The following is a 21,758-nucleotide window of genomic DNA, read 5'->3' on the forward strand; positions in this document are numbered from 1 at the left end:
GGGCTGGCGCGGGCAGTTGACGCAACGCTCTGACAGGCGTATCAGCGGCGCGTGGCGATTTGTTACCGGATTGCGGGCCACGTTAAACATCCCGCTAAAGAGGTCAGGATGAAGGAAGCCCCTTTCGCTTGACCGCGACGGGGCTTTTTTTATTGGGCCATGCCGCCCGACGGAGAATGAGATGAGCAAGGACTGGAACAAGCGCACCACGCTGGTGCATGGCGGAACCCGCCGCTCGCAATATAACGAGGTATCCGAGGCGATCTTCCTGACGCAGGGCTTCGTCTATGACAGCGCCGAACAGGCCGAGGCGCGGTTTCTGAAAGCCGGACCGGACGAGTTCATCTATGCCCGCTACGGCAACCCCACCGTGGCCATGTTCGAGGACCGCATCGCCGCGCTGGAAGGGGCCGAGGATGCCTTTGCCACCGCTTCCGGCATGGCGGCTGTGTCAGGCGCGCTGACGGCGATGCTGCGGGCCGGCGATCACGTCGTCGCGGCACGCGCGCTGTTCGGGTCCTGTCTTTATATCCTCGAAGAGGTCCTGACCCGCTACGGGGTCGAGGTGACGCTGGTCGATGGCACCGATCTGGAACAATGGCGCGCGGCGATGCGCGCCGATACGAAAGTGGCGTTTTTCGAGTCGATCTCGAACCCCACGCTGGAAGTGATCGACATCCGCGCTGTGTCCGACATCGCCCATGCGGTAGGCGCCACCGTGGTGGTGGACAATGTCTTCGCCACGCCCGTCTTTTCCCGCGCGCTGGATCTGGGCGCCGATGTGGTGATCTATTCCGCCACCAAACATATCGACGGGCAGGGCCGCGCGCTGGGCGGCGTGATCCTTGGCACCCGCGACTATATCCGCGGCGTGGTCGAGCCTTACATGAAGCATACCGGCGGCGCGATGAGCCCCTTTACCGCCTGGATCATGCTCAAGGGTCTGGAGACAATGGACCTGCGCGTGCGTGCGCAGGCCGCCACCGCCCTGACCGTGGCGGATGCGCTGCAGGGCCATCCCAAACTGTCCCGCGTGATCTATCCGGGCCATCCCAGCCACCCCCAGCAGGACCTGACGCTGGCGCAGATGGATGCTGGCGGCACGGTGATCGCGCTGGATCTGGCGGGCGGGCAGGAGGCCGCGTTCCGCTTTCTCAACGCGCTGGGGATCGTCATCATCTCGAACAACCTTGGCGATGCGAAATCCATCGCGACCCATCCTGCCACGACGACACATCAACGTCTGCCTGCGGACCAGAAAGCGCATCTGGGCATCACGCCGGGTCTGGTGCGCCTGAGCCTTGGGCTGGAGGATGCCCGCGATCTGCTGGGCGATATCCTGCAGGCACTGGACAAGGCCTAGATCAGGGCAGGGGGCTACAGATCCAGCCAGAGCTGCCCGCCCCTGTAGCCGCCACAGATGAGGGTGCCCGCTGTGGCGATCTCGGGAAAGCTGTCGGCCCAGTCGCGGAACTTGTCATTCGTGACGATCCGCACCCCGTGGTCGCGCGCGGCAGCCAGCAGGGTCGGGTCGGCCGGTTCCCCCCGTGGCACGATCATCACGCGACCCTCCGGCAATCCCAGCGCCGCGGCGAGCTTGCGGTTGTCCAGATAATGACCGACCAGCTTGTAGCCCGCATTGGCGTCAAAGACGACACCGGGGGCAAAGCCCGCCCGCTCCAGGGCGACGATCACCTCGCGCAGCGTCTCGATCTGCGGGGTGTCGTCGCGCCAATGCATGACATTCGAGCCGTCAAGGATCACCCAGGGCAGTTCCGCCGCCACCACGCGGCCAAGCGCCTTGAGCCAGAGGATCAGGCTGGCCAGGGCCGATGGGACAGCCAGCAACAGCCAGTCCGTGGCCCCCGGAATGAGCAGCGCGCAAAGAAGACCCGCGACCGATAGCAGGAGCAGAACAAGAGGGGCGATCATCCGGGCAGGCTACACCCTGATCGCGCTTTTGCAATGCCGCCCTGTCGGGGGCAGAGGCCCTGCGCATCCCGGAACGCCCCGTCGTGTCAGACCCGGTCCACTGTCTGATCCGCTCCTGCCAAGGCGTTGATGTGACGCCCCCATTGCATTATCCTGCCCGACGTGATCCTGTGACCTGCCCCGGTCAGGTTTTTTCGGAGTGGTATGGTATGAGTAGACTGGCACGCCATGTGGCGGCGATTTTCCTGTTGCTGTCCTCGTCTGTGGGGGCGCAAACGGCAACACCGGAAGTGCCCACCCCCGGTCTGAACGACATCGCAGTGGTGGTCGCACACCCCAATTCCCCGACGGGGGCCGTCATCCTGTTCAACCCGTCCCTCTGTCAGCAGATCGGACTGGCCTGCCGCTTCTTTGCGGTGCATGAGCATTGTCACGTCCTGTTGGGGCATCACCTGAATCCGGGCGGCAACACGATGCTGAAAGAACGGGATGCGGATCGCTGCGCCGCCCAGAACGCACCGCCACAGGCCGTTATGGCGGCATGGACCCTGTTCATGAATGGCGGCAGCAGTTCCGATTGGCATACCTATGGCCCGCCACAGGATCGGGCCCGCAGGCTTTGCCTGTTCGCGGCCCAGACGGGCAACTGGGGCGGACCGTTTCCCTGCCCATGACGGGGCCAAGGGCGCTGCCGCCGCGGGTCTGCCACGGGATTGCCGACCGGCCCCGCGTTTTTCATCGCAATGATCGCCGCAGTGTTGATCCGATCTGTCGCGTCCGACGTAATTCCTTTCGTTATTGGCAATCTGCCACCGCCCATCCTATTTAAGGATGGCACCATGATGCGAAGGGGCCCCCTCATGAACATTCATACGCCGGATCTGGACCGCCATTTCACCCGCGAGGATGCGGCGGATGCGTTGGAGCGTCTGCGCCACTGGGCGGCGCGCGCCTCCGAGGCCGAGATTGCCGATCTCGACCCCGCACTGGCGCGGTTGCTGCCGGGCACCGATGCCGCGGCCTATCCTGTGCTGTCGCGCACCTACCCCCATGCGTTCGAGGTGGACGCAGCCTACAAGGACAGCCTGCCGGATCTGCAGAACGGCCCTTCCAGCCTGATCCGTGGCGCCCGCCAGCAGATCCAGCATGTGGGGATTTCCAATTTCCGCCTGCCGATCCGCTTTCACACCCGCGACAACGGCGATCTGACGCTGGAAACCAGCGTGACCGGCACCGTCAGCCTCGAGGCCGACAAGAAGGGCATCAACATGTCCCGGATCATGCGGTCCTTCTACAAGCATTCCGAAAAGACCTTCAGCTTCGAGGTGATCGAAGCCGCGCTCGAAGATTACATGACCGATCTGGACAGCTTCGATGCCCGCATCCAGATGCGCTTCTCCTATCCGGTCAAGATCATGTCCCTGCGCTCGGGTCTGGAAGGCTATCAGTATTACGACATCGCGCTGGAACTGATCGAGAAAGCGGGCCTGCGCAAGAAGATCATCCATCTGGACTATGTCTATTCCTCGACCTGCCCCTGTTCGCTGGAACTGTCCGAACATGCCCGCCAGACGCGCGGGCAACTGGCAACACCCCATTCGCAGCGTTCCGTCGCGCGGATTTCCCTCGAAGTCATGAACGGCGCCTGCCTCTGGTTCGAGGATGTGATCGAAATGGCCCGCCGCGCCGTGCCCACGGAAACGCAGGTCATGGTCAAGCGCGAGGATGAGCAGGCTTTTGCAGAACTCAACGCCGCCAATCCGATCTTTGTCGAGGATGCGGCGCGCCTGTTCTGCGCGCAACTCCAGCAGGACGAACGGGTCGGTGATTTCCGCGTCGTCGCCAGCCATCAGGAAAGCCTGCACAGCCATGATGCCGTCAGCATCCTGACCGAAGGACCGACCTTCGCCAGCGACAGCGTCGATCCCAAGCTGTTCAACACCCTGTTCCACGTCGGCTGAGGTGGCGGGCGGTACGCCTGCCGCCCCGCGCACCCGCTGATTCCGCCGCCGCCCGGGCCCACCCCGGCGGCGGCTTTTTTGTTGCGTGATGCTGCATCGCGGCACAACAATGCTGCGTTGCGGAAAACGCAGGGCGGGGTTGCAGTTTTGGCGGTGGTTGCGGCGGTCCGGCTTGCCTATGTCACACCCGAGCCCGCAATCGGGTGACGCACAAGGACAAGTCTGATGAGCAGCAACACCACCAATATTTCCCTCTCCCACGGCGCCGGCTGGGCCGCCTTCACCGCATGGTTCGGCCGCGCTTTCGAGGCGTATGTCGCCCGCCGGTCGCGCACCGACCGCATTCAGGCGCTGGAAGCCCTGTCCGACAAGGAACTGTCCGCATTGGGCATCCGTCGGGACCAGATCGTGCAATATGTCTTCCGCGATCTCTACTGGAGCTGAGAGCGACCGCCACCCCTTCGGGTCGGCAAACGCCCCTGATCATGCAAAGGCTGCCCCATCGGGCAGCCTTTTGCCGTTTCTGTCAGCGGTTTGCCCAAGGCCAACGGGGCAGGCTTGCGCTGACGGCAATGCCGCAATGCAGCATTGGCCGTAGTAAAGTCATTATTGCTGACCTATCTTGGGTGCAGGGAGACACTTGAAACAAACTGAAAGAGGTTCCCAATGGCTACCCAAACCACCAACCTGACCCAAGCGACCGACACCCGTGCCCGTCTGATGGCGCGCGTCGATGCCTTCTTCGCAACTTTGGGCCAAGGCATGAACGCCTATATGCACCGCAAGTCGCGCATGGACGAAATCGAAGCGCTGCATGCCAAATCCGACGCCGAACTGGCCGAGATCGGCATCACGCGTGACGATATCCCGCGCTATGTGTTCCGCGATACCTTCTATATCTAAGGCCTGCTTGCGCTGACGCCGGACCACGGGTCAGGCACGTGATCAGGCGCTCTGTGGCGGCGTGGCGCTTGACAGCGACGCGCGCCACAGCCAAGCCTTGCCCCATGTTGGATATGCGACCCGTCGGATATGTGATCGGCCTTCTGGTCGCGACGCTTGGCCTGACCATGATCCCGCCTCTGGCGGTGGATCTGGCCGAGGGCAGGGGGCATTGGCCCGTCTTTGCCGAAAGCGCGATCCTGACCTTCCTCTGCGGCGCATTGGTGGCCTTGGCCTGTAGCAGCGGCGCGCGCGAAGGGTTGACCCTCCAGCAGACCTTCATCCTGACCAGTGGTGTCTGGCTGGTCTTGCCGATGTTCGGCGCCCTTCCTTTCATGCTGGGTGCGACCGAGGCCCGCTTCGTCGATGCCTTCTTCGAGGCCATGTCGGGCATGACCACCACAGGCTCGACCGTCTTTACCGGGCTGGATGATCTGCCCAAGGGATTGCTGCTCTGGCGCGGGATCCTGCAATGGCTGGGCGGGATCGGGATCATCGTTGTCGCCATGGTGTTCCTGCCCGAATTGCGCGTGGGCGGGATGCAGGTGTTCAAATCCGAAGCCTTCGAGACGATGGGAAAGATCCTGCCGCGCGCCAGCGCCATCGCCTCGCAGATCTCGATCATCTATGTCGGCCTGACCATCGCCTGCATGTTTACCTATCTGATCCTTGGCATGAACGCCTTTGACGCGACGGTGCACGCGCTGACCACATTGTCGACGGGCGGTTTCGCCAATTACGACGCCTCATTCGGTGCGTTTCAGGGGCCGATGGAATATGCCGCCTCGGTCTTCATGGTCCTCGCGGCGCTACCCTTCGTGCGCTATGTCCAGATCCTCAACGGCACGGCGCGCCCGCTGCTTCATGACACGCAGGTGCGCTGGTTCATCGGGATCATCATGGGGCTGGCGATGGGCACGGCGGCCATCCTGACCAATGTCTTTCCCAGCCATCCCGAACAGGCCTTCCGCGAGGCGCTGTTCAACATCACCTCGATCATGACGGGCACCGGCTATGCCAGTGTCGATTACATGGGCTGGGGCAGCCTCTTGATCGGGATGTTCTTTTTCATCGGACTGATCGGCGGCTGCGCGGGATCGACCGCCTGTTCGGTCAAGATCTTCCGCTATCAGATCCTCTTTTCCGCCATCAAGGCGCAGATCCGCAAGACGCAGATGCCGCATGGCGTATTCATCCCCCGCTTCGAGGGGGCGCCCATCACCGATGACGTGATGGATTCGGTCATCGCTTTCTTCGGCTTCTTCGTGCTGACCTTGGGACTGGTCGCCGTGGCCCTGTCCCTGACCGGTCTGGATTTCATCACCTCGATCTCGGGGGCGGCCACGGCCATCGCCAATATCGGCCCCGGTCTGGGCGACCAGATCGGCCCGGCGGGAAATTTTGCCGGGCTTAACGATACCGCGAAATGGATCCTGTGTTTCACCATGTTTGTCGGACGGCTTGAATTGCTGGTCGTCTTCGCCGTCTTCACCCCCAGTTTCTGGCGCGCCTGAAGCACAACGCAAAAGGGACAGCCCTGTCAGGCTGTCCCCTTGGTGGCGCGGATCTCTGATCGGATGCGGATCAGTCCCAGCAGCCGACTAGCACCGTCATCATGCTGGCGCGGCGCGTCAGATCGACCGGGTCGATCGCCTCGGGTCCCTGCGCGGCCGTGGTCGGCAGACCAAGGCTGTCCAGCAGCGACCGGATCGCACTGGCATCTACGCTGAAGCTGACATCCTGCGGCAACTGGCGGCCATTGATCACGGGCGCGCTCAGCATGCCCAGAACCGCGCCACCCGCGTCAAAGACAGGCCCGCCCACATCGCCCGGCAGCGATTGCAGGTCCAGCCGCTTCAGATTGGCCTCGCCATTCAGGCCCTGCAAATCAGCCAGACGGCCATAGGTCAGGGTCGGCGCACTCAGGATGCCGCCATAGGAAAAACCCGCCACCGCGACCTCGGATTGCAGGCGCGGCGTGGCGGTCTGGAACGCAGCCGAGGCGATGGGCATAAGCGGCACCTCGGGGCGCAGCACGGCGATCCCCATCGCCGCATCCGTCCCCACGACCTGTGCCTCGGCATCGTTGTCCAGTGTGATCCGCCCGCAGCTTGCGACAGCATCCGTGGTCGTGATGACGGTGCCGGTCTGATCCACGAAAAAGCCCGACCGCGTCAGCTTGGGCTTGCGCACCTCCAACCCCGAGACAAGGTCGATCCGCTGCTCGCTCTGCCCGCCTTCGGCAAAGCTCAGCACGCCGTCGATGCGGGTAAAGCTCTTCTGCATCTCGCCCAGCAGGCGCAGGCGGCGGTCCTCGTCACCGGCAGGCCAGACAAGGGTAAAGCCCTTGATCCGCCCGTTCGCAAGGCTGACTTCCGTATGCGAGACGAAATCGCCCCCCTGGCCGATCAGGGTAAACCCATCCTCGCGCCGTTCGCGCGGCCCCTCGACCGGGACGATGGCCAGCGTCTGCATGATGTCATAAAGGCCGAACATCGTGCCGCGGTCGCCTTCCTGACTGATCAGCAGAACGCGTGCGTCAATGTCACCGTTGGCCTCGTAATGCACGAAGGGCGGCTCGATCCGGTCAAAGCTGACCGCCCCAAGGGGCAGCATCATCTCGATCCCGGCGGTGTCGTCGCGCACCATCTGCAGATCAAGACCTTCCAGAACGGCATTGTATTGCCGCAGCAATGTCGCGCGTTGCAGGGTGGTCAGGATGCCGGTCGCCTCAAAGGCATTGGCCCCCTGCCACGCCGCCATCGACGCCCGCGTGCCGCGCCCGAAGGCCCCGTCGATCGGCCCGTCATAGAACCCGGCCCATTTCAGCGCGACCTGCAACGCCTCGCGCCCCTCGCGGGTCAAGGCCGCCTCGCTGGCGCGGGCTTCGGCGGGGCTTTCGTCGGGCAGGGGCGGCTGGGGAATCCCCGCCTCATCCGTCACCAGCGGCGACTCATCCGGCAGCGCGGCCAGAGGCTCTTCCTCGGGCGTGGCCGGGGGCAGGGCGGGCTGCGACGGGCTCAGCAGATTGGACCCGACGGGCCAGAACTGCTGACGGAAACTGTTGGTGAAGGCGATGTAGCTGTCATTCGGAATCGCCCCTTCGGCGCGATAGACCCGCAGCACCTGCTCCGCGTCCGACCGCGTATAGGGGCCAAGCGCCACGGCATACCACCCGCTGGACAAGGCAAAGCCGTTCACATCCGGCAGATCCGCCGCATAGGCCCGCGCGCGCTCTGTCGCCTCGGCCAGTGTGGGGCGCGCCTCGATCTGGACCCAGACGATGTCCTGTTGCGCAAGGGCGGCCCGTGCCAGGATAAGCGTGAAGGTCAATACCGCTACAAGATGTCTCAACATGAAAAATTCAGTCCCTGCCCAGTTCAATATGGCCCGATGGGGCATTTTGGCCCCTGTCGGCCTGCTCAGGGGGTGTTTTAACAAATCCAGCCCTACATGCACCCGAATAATGCGTGATCGCGCGATTGACCCCATGCGCGGCGAACCGTAGGTAGGGCGCGCGATTTGATCGGGTCCAGGGGCGGCGATCAGGGGCGGCAGCATCTCTTTTGGAAAGGTCGGACGGGACCATGGCACAGACAGGCAGCACACCGCGCAGCTTTCAGGAGATCATCCTGCGGCTTCAGTCCTATTGGGCGTCCAAGGGCTGTGCCGTGATGCAACCCTATGACATGGAGGTCGGCGCTGGCACCTTCCATCCCGCCACCACCCTGCGCAGCCTGGGCACCAAGGCCTGGGCCGCCGCCTATGTGCAACCCTCGCGCCGCCCCACCGATGGCCGCTATGGCGAGAACCCGAACCGCCTGCAGCACTACTACCAGTATCAGGTCCTGATCAAACCCAGCCCGCCCGATCTTCAGGCGCTCTATCTGGGCTCTCTTGAGGCCATCGGCATCGACATGGCGCTGCATGACATCCGCTTTGTCGAGGATGACTGGGAATCCCCCACCCTGGGTGCCTGGGGTCTGGGCTGGGAGGTCTGGTGCGACGGCATGGAAGTGTCGCAGTTCACCTATTTCCAGCAGGTCGGGGGCCATGATTGCCATCCGGTGTCGGGTGAGCTGACCTATGGTCTTGAACGCCTTGCCATGTATGTGCTGGGCGTCAGTCACGTGATGGACATGCCGTATAACGACCCTGACGCGCCCATTCCGCTGACCTATGGCGATGTGTTCCGCCAGACCGAACAGGAATACAGCCGCCACAACTTCGATGCCGCGACGACCGAGATGCTGCTGCGCCATTTCGAGGATGCCGAGGCCGAATGTGCCCGCCTTCTGGCGCAGCCCGCCGAGGACCCCAAGACCGGCAAACGCATCATCATGGCCCATCCCGCCTATGACCAGTGCATCAAGGCGTCGCATCTGTTCAACCTGCTCGATGCGCGCGGCGTGATTTCCGTGACCGAACGGCAGGCCTATATCGGCCGCGTGCGGGCACTGGCCAAGGCCTGCGCCGATGCCTTCGTGCAGACCGAAGCAGGTGGGTGGGCCGCGTAAATGGGCAAGTTTCTGGCCATCCTCATCCTTGTCTGCGCGCTGATTGGCGGCGGGGCGATGTATTACCTGCAAGTCTATAGCTATTATGACGAAATCGCCGCCTCGGGCCCCGATGACGTGCAGGCGACCTTGCTGACCACCGGCCAGCCCGCGCCTTTGCCCCATTCTGATTTTCAGGCGATCGATTCCGACAGCAGCCCGATCCGCTATCGTGCCTGTTTCAGAACGGACCTCACGCAGGATGATCTGACCGCGACCTATCAGCCCTATCCCGGTGCCGTGCCGCTTCTGGCCCCCAAATGGTTCGACTGTTTCGACGCCCGCGAAATCGGGGCCGCGCTGGAAGAGGGCCGCGCCCTGGCCTTCATGGGGACCGGGAATATCCGCTACGGCATCGACCGTATCATCGCCGTCATGCCCGACGGGCGCGGTTTTGTCTGGCACCAGATCAACCGCTGCGGCGAGGTGGTCTTTGACGGCCAGCCCGCCCCCGCCGATTGCCCGCCTCCGCCGCAAGGAAACTGATCCATGCCCGATCTTCTGATTGAACTCTTCTCCGAGGAAATCCCCGCCCGGATGCAGACCCGCGCGGCCGAGGATTTGCGCAAACTGGTGACAAACGGTCTGGTCGAGGCCGGTCTGACCTATGCCGGGGCCGCCGCCTTCTCGACACCCCGCCGCCTGACGCTGGCGATCGAGGGGCTTCTGGCCAACTCGCCCACCCTGCGCGAAGAGCGCAAGGGCCCGCGCGTGGACGCGCCGGAACAGGCGATCGAGGGCTTTCTGCGCGGTGCGGGCCTGACCCGCGATCAGTTGGAGGAACGCGAGGTTGGCAAGGCCCGCGTCTTTTTCGCCGTGGTGGAAAAACCGGGCCGCCCGGCGGCCGAGATCGTGGCCGAGGTTCTGGACTCCACTATCCGCAATTTCCCATGGCCCAAGTCGATGCGCTGGGGCGCGGGCAGCTTGCGCTGGGTGCGCCCGCTGCAATCCATCCTGTGCATCCTGACGACCGAGGCGGGGGCCGAGGTTGTGCCGCTGACCCTGGACGGGATCACCGCCGGCAATACCACCGAAGGGCACCGCTTCATGGGCAAGGGGCGGTTTTCCGTCACGTCTTTCGACGATTACGCCGCGAAGCTGAAGCAGAACCGCGTGATCCTCGACCCCGCCGCGCGCGCGGATGCGATCTGGGCCGAAGCCACGAACCAGGCATTCGCCAACGGTCTTGAGGTGGTCGAGGATGCGGGCCTGCTGGCCGAAGTGGCGGGTCTGGTGGAATGGCCCGTGGTGCTGATGGGCGCGATCGACGACGCCTTCCTTGGCCTGCCGCCCGAGGTGCTGCAAACCTCGATGAAGGAGCATCAGAAGTTCTTTTCGGTCCGCAACCCCGGGACGGGCCGGATCGAGCGCTTCATCACGGTGGCCAATATCGAAACCCGCGACCACGGCGCGACCATCCTTGCCGGCAACCAGAAGGTGCTGTCCGCCCGCCTGTCCGACGCGCGTTTCTTCTGGGACAACGACCTGCGCACGGTCAAGACCAAGGGGTTGGAGGGCATGGCCGCGGGCCTGTCTGCCGTCACCTTCCACAACAAGCTGGGCAGCCAGGCCGACCGCGTCGCGCGGATCGAGGCGCTGGCGCGTGAGATTGCGCCGCTTGTGGGGGCCAAACCCGACCTCGCAGCCGAGGCGGCGCGCGTGGCCAAGGCCGACCTGCAATCCGAAATGGTGGGCGAATTCCCTGAACTTCAAGGGCTTATGGGCCGCTATTACGCCACCGCCGCAGGTCATGACGATGGCGTGCCAGAGGCCTGCGAGATGCATTACAAACCGCTCGGCCCATCCGACGCGGTGCCCACGCATCCCGTATCCGTCGCCGTAGCGCTGGCCGACAAGATCGACACGCTGACCGGTTTCTGGGCCATTGATGAAAAACCCACAGGGTCCAAAGACCCCTACGCCCTGCGCCGCGCCGCGCTGGGTGTGATCCGGTTGGTGCTGGGGAATGGTATTAAGGCCAATCTGAAAAACCGCTTCTTTAAGGAAATAACCTACCACCTAGGTTTCAACGAAAATGATCTAAAAGTTCTTGAGGAACTCCGAGACGAATTGAATCAGTTGGCCGAGGTAGCAAAAGATTTTGGCACTACGGTACAGCCACAATCGACAGCAAAATTCATTTCGGAAAACTTGAGCAAACTTGCGGAAGACCGCCGTGAGACGGCGCTGTTCTTGGTGGAGAAGTTCAACCGTATCAACACAGAGACAGTTGAAAAATCCTCTGACCTCCTCGCCTTCTTCCACGACCGCCTCAAGGTCTATCTCAAGGACCAAGGCATCCGCCACGACGTCATCGACGCCTGCTTGGCCATGCCCGGCAATGACGACCTCACGCTGCTGGTCAAACGCGCCGAGGCACTGGCCGCCTTCCTCAAGACCGATGACGGGGAAAACCTGCTGCAGGGCTTCAAACGCGCGGCCAACATCCTTAGCCAAGCGGAAGAGAAAGACGGCGTCGAATATTCCTTCGGCGCGGATATCAAATTCGCGGAAACCGACGCCGAACGCGCGCTGTTCGCGGCCCTCGACACCGCCGAAACCGCCATCGCCCCGGCCATGAAGACCGAGGATTTCGCCACTGCCATGTCCGCCATGGCCGCCCTGCGCGCGCCCATCGACGCCTTCTTCGAGACCGTGCAGGTCAATACCGACAATGCGGTCATCCGGCGCAACCGCCTCAACCTGCTGTCGCGCATCCGGACGATCTGCCTGTCGGTGGCCGACCTGACCCGTCTGGACGGCTGACTCAAACTGTCATGTTTTTCTGACACTGCCCCAACGCTGCGCTTGCGTTGGGGCGCATCGGGCGTATTCTGCATCTGAATACGAAAGGCGCCGCAGTGCAGCAAGACGACCCCGACTTGACCCTCATCACCCCCTCGGCGCCGATCAAGGCCACCACCCATGGCGGGCGGGCGAAATGCCTGCAACGTCTGGCGCGGCTCGACCTGCCGGTGCCGCTGACCGTCGCGCTCAGCTTCGGGGCGGTGCAGCGGATCGCGGCGGGCGAGATGCCGGATATGCGCGCCCTGCTGGAACCCTTTGGTGACACACCGCTTCTCTGCGTGCGCCCTTCCTCGGAAGACCCGGATTGGGGCGGTCCGGGCGCGGTGCTGAATATCGGGATGAACGACAAGGTCTATGCCGATCTCAGCGCCGAACTGGGCAAGGACGCCGCTGCGGCCGTCTATCTGCGCTTCGTGCAGGGCTATGCGATGCATGTCGCGCGGTTGGACCCTGACATGTTCGACGATGTGACACTGGACGGCCCCGACGGCCTGGCCGAGGTGCTGCGCGCCTATGAAGCCGAAACCGAAGAGGAATTTCCCCAGGACCCCGCCGTGCAACTGGCCGAGGTGCTGCGCTCCATGGCCCGCGCCTGGTCGGGCACGACCGCGCGTCTGCTGCGGCAGGCCAAGGGCGCGCCCGCCGATGCGGGACTGGGTCTGGTGGTGCAGGCCATGGCGCTGGGTCTGGGGCAGGGGGAATGCGGTTCGGGCGTCATCCAGCTTGTGAACTCCCAGACCGGCTACAAGCAGATCACCGGGCGGTATCTGTCGCAAAGTCAGGGGCGCGACGCGCTGCAACGGGGCACCAACGCCCTCTATCTGGAACGCGACAGCCGCGGCCCCTCGCTCGAGGAACTGGCCCCGCAAGCCTTCGAGGAATTAAAAGCCCATACCGCCCTGATGCGCCATCGCCTGCGCGAAGAGATGCAGGCCGAATTCACCATCGAGAATGGCCGCGTCCATATCCTTGACGGGGTGCGCGTGGCCCGCAATGCCCGCGCCGCCGTGCGCATTGCCGTGGCGCTGGCCGAAGAGGGCATCATCCCGCGCGAGGAAGCCTTGCTGCGGATCGAGCCGCGCTCGCTCAATGAACTGTTGCACCGCCAGATCGACCCGACCGCGCCGCGCGACCGTCTGGCCAAGGGGATCGCCGCCAGTCCGGGGGCGGCCAGCGGGCGTCTTGTCTTTACCGCCGCCGAGGCGCAGGCCAGCGCCGCGCGGGGCGAGCCTTGCATCCTCGTGCGCCGCGAAACCAGCCCCGAGGATATCCGCGGCATGCATGCCGCCGTCGCGGTGCTGACGGAACGCGGCGGCATGACCAGCCACGCCGCCGTGATCGGGCGCGGGCTTGGCCTGCCTTGCGTGGTGGGGGCCAGCGACATCCGCTTCAACCTGCGCAAGAATGTCCTGACCGCCCCGGATGGGCGCGAATTCCGCGCGGGCGACATCCTGACCATCGACGGCACCAATGGCGAGGTGCTGGCGGGCGAACCGGCCATGCTTGAGGCGACGCAGGACGATGCCTTCCAGACCTTGATGGAATGGGCCGATGCGGTGCGCGACATCGGCGTGCGGGCCAATGCCGACACGCCGGCCGATGCCCAGACCGCGCGCAATTTCAAGGCGCAAGGCATCGGCCTGTGCCGGACCGAGCACATGTTCTTCGAGGCCGACCGCCTCACCGTGATGCGCGAGATGATCTTTGCCGATGCCAGCAAGGATCGCCGGGCGGCGTTGGACCGTCTCCTGCCGATGCAGCGCGCCGATTTTGCCGAACTCTTCCGCATCATGCAGGGGCAGCCTGTCTGCATCCGCCTCTTCGATCCGCCCTTGCATGAATTCCTGCCCCATGACCGCGCGGGCCATCGCGAACTGGCCGAAGCGCTGGATCTGCCGCTGTCGGACGTGACCCGCCGCTGCGAGGCTTTGGCCGAATACAATCCCATGTTGGGGATGCGCGGCGTGCGTCTGGGCATCACCGTGCCCGAGATTTACGACATGCAGGCCCGCGCCATTTTCGAGGCGACGATCCTTGCCAGCAAGGACGGCGATCCCGTCGTGCCGGAAATCATGATCCCGCTAGTCTCGGCCAAGCGCGAGGTGGAACTGGTCAAGACCCGCGTCGATGCCGTGGCCGCCGCCGTGCGCAACGAATCCGGGGTGAATTTCACCTACCGTCTGGGGGTGATGGTCGAAACGCCCCGCGCCGCCCTGCGCGCGGGTGAAATCGCGCCGCATACCGCCTTTCTCAGCTTCGGGACCAATGACCTGACGCAGATGACCTATGGCCTGTCGCGCGACGATGCGGGCCGCTTCATGTCGGCCTATGTCCAGCAAGGGGTGTTCCCCGAGGACCCGTTCCACACGCTGGATCAGGACGGCGTGGGCGAACTGTTGCAGATTGCGGCAACAAGAGGGCGAAAAGCCCGCCCGAATCTGGTCCTGTCGATCTGCGGCGAACATGGCGGCAGCCCCGAATCAATCGCCTTCTGCCGGGATGCCGGATTCGACTATGTGTCCTGTTCCCCCTTCCGCGTGCCGGTCGCCAGACTGGCCGCAGCGCAATTGGCGGTGCGGGACAAGATAGGGTAGCGCCCCCGCGCCATGTCCCAATATTTTCCGGTTTTGCATAGATCTTATGCAAAAATCGCTCTTGCGCTTTTGAGCGGGGATCCGCCTGTTTGCCCCTCGAATCGCCGTCGGGTGGACGGCTTGGCCGTTTTTGGCTATAGCCGCGTCTGATTTTGCAGAATGGCCAAGGATCTGCTCCTTGAACATTTTGACAAGGAGATGACGAAAATGCGCTTTTTTGCTGCCATTGTTCTGGCCACTTCGGTGGCCTTCCCCGCTGTGGGAGAAACGCCGATCCATGACGTGCTGAGAGAAGAAAGCCGCGGGCTGAACAGCCTGCCCACAGCGCATCTGGACAGCTTTCTGCAAAAGGCCCGACCCGCCGCCGGGCAGGTCAGCTACAGCCAGGACTGGCTGGACAGCCTGCCGCGTCCCAAGCTCAGCGATGCCGAGATGCGCTGCCTCTCCGAGGCGCTCTATTTCGAAGCGCGCGGTGAATCGGTCCGTGGGCAGTTCGCCGTGGCCGAAGTGATCCTGAACCGCGTCGACAGCACGCTCTATCCCGACACCGTCTGCGGTGTGATCCATCAGGGCACCGGGCGCAAATACCAGTGCCAGTTCACCTATACCTGCGACGGTATCCCGGATGTGATCAACGAGAAGGCCGCCTTCGACGTGTCCGCCAAGGTCGCCAGCGTGATGGTCAGCGGCGCCCCGCGCGCCCTGACGGATGGGGCCACCCATTACCACACCAAGGCCGTGCGCCCCAACTGGTCGCGCAAATTCCCCCGCACCGCCACCATCGGCGTGCATCACTTCTATCGCCACCCCACGGTCCTCGCCCAGAACTGAGCGCGACCCCCGCGCGACGGTTTCGCACCCGCTTGTGCCGCGCCCGGTCTTGCGGCTGGCCATATCAGCGGTAGGGTGCGTCCACAGCGCGACAGGGGAAGTGTCATGAGCAGCGAAATCACATGGGCCTTCGGCCACCCGCTTGAACGGGCCGAAGCCACCGCCGGTCCCGAAGTCCTGGACCGCATCTCGCTGCGTGACCATATCGTCACCGTCGAAATCGGTGCCTTTCAGGCCGAACGCGGCACAACCCAGCGCATCTGCTTCAACGTCGTGGTCGAAGTCGCCCCTCAAGGCCAGCTTGACGACGATGTGGACCGCATCCTGTCCTACGACAAGGTGACCGAGGCCATCGCCCATGAACTCGCCGCCGAACGCCTGAACCTGCTGGAAACCCTCGCCCAACGCGTCGCCGACCGGATCCTCATGGAACCCCAGGCCCGCCGCGTCTTCGTCCGGATCGAAAAGCTGGACCGCGGCCCCGGCGCCCTCGGGGTCGAGATCATGCGCGCCCGCTCCACCCACAGCCCTGCCGCATCTGCCCCGGATGACCGCCCGCATCCCGAAGTCATTTACCTCTCCAACGAAGCCATCGCCGCACCCCATCTGAAGACATGGATCGACCAGTTGGAAGCGGGCCACCGCCCCACGATCCTCTGCGTGGGCGCCCCGGATCTGCCCGCCCCGCAGGCCGCGCATCCTTTGGCGCAGCGCCGTATCGACCTTCTGGCGATCGAGCAGAACGCCTGGACCTTGGCCGCCCGCGATCCGCGCTGCGTGGTCGTCAACTCCCGCACCGAACTCGACTGGTCCATGCGCCAGGGCCAGATCAGCGTCTGGGCACCCTCCAAGATCGTGCTGGACGCGGTCGATGGCCCCTCGGCCCAGCCCCGAGATGCGCTGGCGCTGGTGCTGTGGTTCGCCCGCCACATGCAAGCCGCCGATATCGTGGTGATTGGCGAAACCCCGCCAGCCGCCGCCGATCTGCCGATCCGCGCCGTGCCGGTAGAGCAGACCACCCTCTGACAGGCTTGCCAAGCGCGCCCCGATCGCCCATGCAACCGTCATGACGATCTATCACCGCCCCATTCCCCTGACCGGACCGGAACGCCCAAAGGCGGCGCTGCCGCTGGCCGGTGGCCCGCTGATCTTTGACCGGATCGAGGTGCTGTCGCGCGATGCGCCCCCAAGGATCGTCTCCGCCGATCAGGCCCCCGCCGATGTGCTGGCCCGCCTGACCGCCCCGCGCGCCGCCATCGCGGGGCTGGACATGGCCCGCCCCACCATCATGGGCATCCTGAACGTCACGCCGGACAGCTTCACCGATGGTGGCCAGCACAACGCGCCCGCCGCCGCGCTGATCCATGCCCGGACGATGCAGGGGCAGGGGGCCGACATCATCGACGTGGGCGGCGAATCCACCCGCCCTGGCGCAACCGAAGTCCCCGCCGGGGATGAGATCGCCCGCACGGCCCCCGTCATCGCCACCCTGCGCGCGGCGGGGCTGTCGCTTCCCATCTCCATCGACACGCGCAAAACGGCGGTCGCCCGCGCCGCCATCGAGGCCGGGGCCACCCTCGTCAACGACGTGTCCGGCTTCACCTTCGACGACGCCCTCGCCCCCTATTGCGCCACGGAAAACCTGCCCGTCTGCGTGATGCACGCGCAGGGCGATCCGCAGACGATGCAGCAAAACCCGCGCTATGATGATGTGCTGCTGGATGTCTATGACTTCCTCGCGGCGCGCATCGCGGCCCTCGAATCCGCAGGTATCCCGCGCGCCCGCATCATCGTCGATCCCGGCATCGGTTTCGGCAAGACGCAGGCCCATAACCTTGCCCTGCTGGCCCGGATCAGCCTCTTCCATGCGCTGGGATGCCCCATCCTTCTGGGGGCCTCGCGCAAGAAATTCATTGCCACACTGGGCCAAGCCCCCGACATTGACGCGCGTGTGCATGGCTCTGTCGCCGTGGCCCTTGCGGCGGCGGCGCAGGGCGTGCAGATCTTGCGCGTGCATGACGTTTTCGCCACGCGCTCGGCCCTGACGCTGTGGCAGGCAGCGACAAAAGGAATTTTTGATGACGCGTAAGCTGTTTGGAACCGATGGGGTGCGCGGCACCGCCAATATCCACCCGATGACCGCCGAAATGGCGCTGCGGATCGGCGCCGCCGTGGGCCGCTATTTCCGCCGCGAAGGCGGCAGCACCGTCCACCGGGTCGTGATCGGCAAGGATACGCGCCTCTCGGGCTATATGTTCGAAAACGCGCTGACGGCGGGCCTCACCTCGACGGGGATGAACGTGCTGCTGCTGGGCCCGGTGCCCACGCCCGCCGTGGGTCTGCTCACCACCTCGATGCGCGCGGATCTGGGCGTGATGATCTCGGCCAGCCACAACCCCGCCTCGGATAACGGGATCAAGTTCTTCGGCCCCGACGGTTTCAAACTGTCGGACGAGGCCGAGGCCGAGATCGAACGCCTGATCGAGACGGGCGTGGAACCGGCCAAGGCCAATAACATCGGCCGTGCCAAGCGGATCGACGATGGCCGCTTCCGCTATGTCGAGCGGGTGAAGTCCACATTCCCGGCGGGCCTGCGCCTGGACGGGATCAAGATCGTGGTCGATTGCGCCAATGGGGCCGCCTATCGCGCCGCCCCCGAAGTGCTGTGGGAGCTTGGGGCCGATGTCATCCCCGTGGGGGTCAACCCCGACGGGCGCAACATCAACCTCGATTGCGGCTCGACCCATCCGCGCTTGGCGGCGAAAACCGTGGTGGCGCATGGGGCTGATCTGGGCATCTGTCTGGACGGCGATGCCGACCGCGTCATCCTGATCGACGAACAGGGGCAGGTGGCCGATGGCGATCAGATCATGGCGCTTCTGGCCGCCCGCTGGGCGGATGAGGGGCGGCTCAAGGGCGGCGCGCTGGTCGCCACCGTCATGTCCAATCTGGGGCTGGAGCGGTTTCTGGCCGCGCGCGGCGTCGGGCTGGAGCGGACCAATGTCGGCGACCGCTATGTGGTCGAACGGATGCGCACGGGCGGCTTCAATCTGGGCGGCGAACAATCGGGCCATATCGTGATGACCGATTACGCCACCACCGGCGACGGTCTGATGGCCGGGCTGCAATTTCTGGCCGAGATGGTGCGGACGGGGCAGCCCGCCTCTGCCCTGACGCGCAGTTTCGCCCCCGTGCCGCAACTGCTCAAGAATGTGCGTTATACCGACGGTCAGTTGCCGCTCGATACCGCCTCGGTGCAGCAGGTCATCGCCGCCGCCGAGATCGCCCTGACCGGCAAGGGGCGGCTTCTGATCCGCAAATCCGGGACCGAACCGCTGATCCGCGTCATGGCGGAATGCGAGGATGAGGGGCTCTTGCTGACATTGGTGGACGGTATCGTGGATGCGGTCAGGGACGCGGTCTGATCGTTAAGATTTGGTGAATGACGGCGGGTAAGCTGTTGATAATGCTGGGGTGGAAAAATGTCCCATCAAGGGACAGCCCCCGTCACCCCCGCCCGAACAGCCGCATCAAAGCGCCCCACTGGCTCAGCGCCAGCCCGGTCAGGATCAAGGCCAGCGCCACGAAGAACCGCCACGGCAGGGCTTCCGACAGGACCAGCGCCCCGAAGGTCATGGACCACAGCGGCACCTGATAATTGACCAGCGTCATGAAAACCGGCCCAGCCGACCGGATCACCTGCACCCGCAGCAGCGCCGCCAGAGCCGTAGGCATCAGGCCAAGGAACAGGATCGCCAGCCCCGTGGTCTGCCCCGCCCAGCCCGGCACCCCCTCGATCGCCAGCATCAACGGGATCAGCACCACCGACCCCACCACCAGCGTCAGCGTGGACAGGGCCATCGGATCAATCGGCGGACACCGCCGCGTCAGGATCGCCGCCACCGCATAGGACATTGCCGCCCCCACACAGGCCAGTTGCCCCCAGGCGGCCATGTCTCCGGTCGCGCTGAAAACACCGGGCCCGATCAACACCGCCGCCCCGATGAACCCCACGATCACCCCCGCAGCCCGGCGCAGGGTCAGGGGTTCGTCCGCAAAGACATGCGCCAGCGGCAGCACGAACAAAGGCAGCGCCGCCATCGAGATCCCCGCAAAGGCCGAAGGCACATATTGCTGCCCCCAACTCAGCAGAAAGAACGGCAGCGCAGTGGACAGCAAGCCGATGGCTGCAAGATAGGGCCAAAGCCCCCGATCCCCCAAAGGAAACCGCCGCCCCATCACCCGCATCAGCAGCACCAGCGCCACAGCCCCCAAGGTGGTGCGGGCACAGGCCACGGTCAGCGGACCGTAATCCCGCAGGGCAACGGACACGACCATGAAGGTGCCGCCCCAGACAAGGCCCAGAAGCCCGATCGAGGCCCAGTTCGCGGGGGTGGGATGTTGTGCCATGCGGGGCAATAATCACGCGCTGCGCAGGATGTCCACCGCGCCCAGACAAAAGGGGCGCCCCTTGCGGAAGCGCCCCCTCTGACCGTTCTGTGACGGGATCAGTTCTTGGACTTGTCGACCATCTTGCCAGCCGAGATCCAGGGCATCATGGCGCGCAGCTGCTCGCCGACCTTCTCGATCTGGTGCTCGTCGTTCAGGCGACGCGTGCCCTTGAAGAAGGGCTGGCCCACCGCGTTTTCCTGCATGAAGTCGCGCACGAACTTGCCGGTCTGGATGTCGCGCAGCACGGCTTTCATGCGGGCTTTGGTCTCGTCATAGGGCAGGATGCGCGGGCCGCTGACATACTCGCCATATTCCGCGGTGTTCGAGATCGAGTAGTTCATGTTGGCGATGCCGCCTTCATAGATCAGGTCCACGATCAGCTTGACCTCGTGCAGACACTCGAAATAGGCCATTTCGGGCGCGTAGCCTGCTTCCACCAGCGTCTCGAAGCCCATGCGGATCAGCTCGACCAGACCGCCGCACAGAACCGCCTGCTCACCGAACAGGTCGGTCTCGCATTCTTCACGGAAGTTGGTCTCGATGATGCCCGAACGCCCGCCACCAATGGCCGAGCAATAGGACAGACCGATTTCCAGCGCCTTGCCCGACGCGTCATTGTGAACCGCCACAAGGCAGGGCACGCCGCCGCCCTTGGTGTATTCGCCGCGCACGGTGTGGCCGGGGCCTTTGGGCGCCATCATGATGACGTCCACGCCCTCTTTCGGCTCGATCAGACCGAAGTGGATGTTCAGGCCGTGGGCAAAGGCAATGGCCGCGCCTTCGCGGATATTGTCATGCACGTATTTCTTGTAGGTCGCGGCCTGCAGTTCATCGGGCATGGTGAACATGATCAGGTCGGCCCAGGCGGCGGCTTCGGCGATGCCCATGACCTTGAGGCCTTCGGCTTCGGCCTTCTTGGCCGAGGGCGAGCCTTCGCGCAGGGCGACGACAAGGTTCTTGGCACCCGAATCGCGCAGGTTCAGCGCATGCGCATGGCCCTGCGAGCCGTAGCCGAGGATGGCCACTTTCTTGTCCTTGATGAGGTTGATGTCGCAGTCACGATCATAATAGACGCGCATGGGGTGATCCTTTCCTATTGATCTGTCGAGTCTTGCTCTGGTCGTGACCATAACGATCCTTTGCTCATTGTGTTTTCGTTTTTATTGAGTATTTGGAAGAACGGTGAAATATCATTCGCCGATTTCCATTTGGTGCATAAATCATGCTTGACGACACGGACCGCCGCATCCTGCGCCATTTTCAGGCCGATCCCGAACTGGGCACAGCGGAACTGGCCGAGCGGGCCGGGGTCACGCAGGCGACCTGCTGGCGGCGGCTGGAACGCCTGACGGCGCGGGGTATCCTGAAAGGACAACAGGCGGTGATCGACTGGCAGGCGCTTGGCTATGCGGTGGAGGTGTCGTTGCGCATCACGCTGGACAAGACGGTGACGCGGGCCTTCGATGATTTTCTGGAAGCCGCGCGAGAGATTCCCGAAGTGCTGGAGATCCAGAGCTTTCTGGGCCGCGTCGATCTGCGTCTGTCGGTGATTGCCCGGGACATGGGGCATTATCAGCAGCTTTACCGCACGCGCATCCTGACCCTGCCGCATATCGCGGATATCGAAGCCTTGATGCATGTGGCGCGGATCAAATCGGATGAGGTTCTGCCGGTATGATAAG

At 64.2% G+C, this 21,758-nt stretch carries 19 protein-coding genes and 1 riboswitch; of the genes, 15 read left to right on the forward strand and 4 right to left on the reverse strand.

Features of this window, described 5'->3' with window-relative positions; translation table 11 throughout:
• Positions 1–41: 41 nt before the first annotated feature.
• Positions 42–119, forward strand: a riboswitch (SAM riboswitch).
• A gap of 62 nt (positions 120–181) precedes the next feature.
• On the forward strand, positions 182–1,363 hold the full coding sequence (metZ, locus tag PVW27_RS06235; RefSeq protein ID WP_274556059.1) for an O-succinylhomoserine sulfhydrylase: 1,182 nt from the start codon (positions 182–184) through the stop codon (positions 1,361–1,363).
• Positions 1,364–1,377: 14 nt separating this feature from the next.
• Here metZ and PVW27_RS06240 read toward each other — a convergent pair whose 3' ends face one another.
• A complete protein-coding gene (locus tag PVW27_RS06240; RefSeq protein ID WP_274556060.1) occupies positions 1,378–1,932 on the reverse strand; it encodes an NYN domain-containing protein in 555 nt (184 codons plus the stop codon).
• A gap of 209 nt (positions 1,933–2,141) precedes the next feature.
• Between PVW27_RS06240 and PVW27_RS06245 the strand changes: the two genes are divergently transcribed.
• The 5 genes from PVW27_RS06245 (at position 2,142) to PVW27_RS06265 (ending at position 6,349) form a co-directional block, all read left to right on the forward strand.
• Complete coding sequence (locus PVW27_RS06245; protein ID WP_274556061.1) at positions 2,142–2,606, forward strand: hypothetical protein; 465 nt, start codon at positions 2,142–2,144, stop codon at positions 2,604–2,606.
• 186 nt (positions 2,607–2,792) lie between these two features.
• On the forward strand, positions 2,793–3,893 hold the full coding sequence (gene folE2, locus PVW27_RS06250; RefSeq protein ID WP_274556063.1) for a GTP cyclohydrolase FolE2: 1,101 nt from the start codon (positions 2,793–2,795) through the stop codon (positions 3,891–3,893).
• 225 nt (positions 3,894–4,118) lie between these two features.
• Positions 4,119–4,337: a hypothetical protein gene (locus PVW27_RS06255; protein WP_274556064.1), complete on the forward strand. Its 219-nt coding sequence runs from the start codon at positions 4,119–4,121 to the stop codon at positions 4,335–4,337.
• A gap of 222 nt (positions 4,338–4,559) precedes the next feature.
• Positions 4,560–4,796 carry a hypothetical protein gene (locus PVW27_RS06260; RefSeq protein ID WP_274556066.1) on the forward strand — a complete coding sequence of 79 codons (237 nt, stop codon included), beginning with the start codon at positions 4,560–4,562 and terminating at the stop codon, positions 4,794–4,796.
• 104 nt (positions 4,797–4,900) lie between these two features.
• Positions 4,901–6,349: a TrkH family potassium uptake protein gene (locus PVW27_RS06265; RefSeq protein WP_274556068.1), complete on the forward strand. Its 1,449-nt coding sequence runs from the start codon at positions 4,901–4,903 to the stop codon at positions 6,347–6,349.
• Between the two features lie 70 nt (positions 6,350–6,419).
• Here PVW27_RS06265 and PVW27_RS06270 read toward each other — a convergent pair whose 3' ends face one another.
• Positions 6,420–8,192 (reverse strand): serine protease, encoded by a 1,773-nt coding sequence (locus PVW27_RS06270; protein WP_274556069.1) that lies wholly within the window; start codon positions 8,190–8,192, stop codon positions 6,420–6,422.
• 230 nt (positions 8,193–8,422) lie between these two features.
• On the opposite strand from PVW27_RS06270, the gene PVW27_RS06275 reads away from it, so the two are divergent.
• From PVW27_RS06275 to glmM, 8 genes are all read left to right on the forward strand, one after another.
• Complete coding sequence (locus tag PVW27_RS06275; protein ID WP_274556070.1) at positions 8,423–9,352, forward strand: glycine--tRNA ligase subunit alpha; 930 nt, start codon at positions 8,423–8,425, stop codon at positions 9,350–9,352.
• Positions 9,353–9,877: a DUF6446 family protein gene (locus PVW27_RS06280; protein ID WP_274556071.1), complete on the forward strand. Its 525-nt coding sequence runs from the start codon at positions 9,353–9,355 to the stop codon at positions 9,875–9,877.
• 3 nt (positions 9,878–9,880) lie between these two features.
• A complete protein-coding gene (gene glyS / locus PVW27_RS06285) occupies positions 9,881–12,157 on the forward strand; it encodes a glycine--tRNA ligase subunit beta (RefSeq protein ID WP_274556073.1) in 2,277 nt (758 codons plus the stop codon).
• A gap of 95 nt (positions 12,158–12,252) precedes the next feature.
• Positions 12,253–14,793: a pyruvate, phosphate dikinase gene (gene ppdK / locus PVW27_RS06290; RefSeq protein WP_274556075.1), complete on the forward strand. Its 2,541-nt coding sequence runs from the start codon at positions 12,253–12,255 to the stop codon at positions 14,791–14,793.
• Between the two features lie 207 nt (positions 14,794–15,000).
• Entirely contained in the window at positions 15,001–15,624 is a 624-nt protein-coding gene (locus PVW27_RS06295) for a cell wall hydrolase (protein ID WP_274556076.1), read from the forward strand.
• 105 nt (positions 15,625–15,729) lie between these two features.
• Positions 15,730–16,650 (forward strand): dihydroneopterin aldolase, encoded by a 921-nt coding sequence (locus PVW27_RS06300; RefSeq protein WP_274556077.1) that lies wholly within the window; start codon positions 15,730–15,732, stop codon positions 16,648–16,650.
• 40 nt (positions 16,651–16,690) lie between these two features.
• Entirely contained in the window at positions 16,691–17,713 is a 1,023-nt protein-coding gene (gene folP, locus PVW27_RS06305) for a dihydropteroate synthase (RefSeq protein ID WP_274556078.1), read from the forward strand.
• Positions 17,703–19,049 carry a phosphoglucosamine mutase gene (gene glmM / locus PVW27_RS06310; protein ID WP_274556080.1) on the forward strand — a complete coding sequence of 449 codons (1,347 nt, stop codon included), beginning with the start codon at positions 17,703–17,705 and terminating at the stop codon, positions 19,047–19,049. Before folP ends, glmM begins: the two co-directional genes overlap by 11 nt.
• 82 nt (positions 19,050–19,131) lie before the next feature.
• Here glmM and PVW27_RS06315 read toward each other — a convergent pair whose 3' ends face one another.
• On the reverse strand, positions 19,132–20,034 hold the full coding sequence (locus tag PVW27_RS06315; protein WP_274556081.1) for a DMT family transporter: 903 nt from the start codon (positions 20,032–20,034) through the stop codon (positions 19,132–19,134).
• A 98-nt stretch (positions 20,035–20,132) separates the two neighbouring features.
• Positions 20,133–21,155, reverse strand: coding sequence for a ketol-acid reductoisomerase (gene ilvC / locus PVW27_RS06320; protein WP_274556082.1), 1,023 nt, complete (start codon positions 21,153–21,155; stop codon positions 20,133–20,135).
• A gap of 143 nt (positions 21,156–21,298) precedes the next feature.
• Between ilvC and PVW27_RS06325 the strand changes: the two genes are divergently transcribed.
• Positions 21,299–21,754 carry an Lrp/AsnC family transcriptional regulator gene (locus PVW27_RS06325; protein WP_274556083.1) on the forward strand — a complete coding sequence of 152 codons (456 nt, stop codon included), beginning with the start codon at positions 21,299–21,301 and terminating at the stop codon, positions 21,752–21,754.
• The last annotated feature ends 4 nt before the right edge of the window (positions 21,755–21,758 follow it).

The organism is Seohaeicola sp. 4SK31, from assembly GCF_028802875.1.
Taxonomy (GTDB): Bacteria; Pseudomonadota; Alphaproteobacteria; order Rhodobacterales; family Rhodobacteraceae; genus Seohaeicola.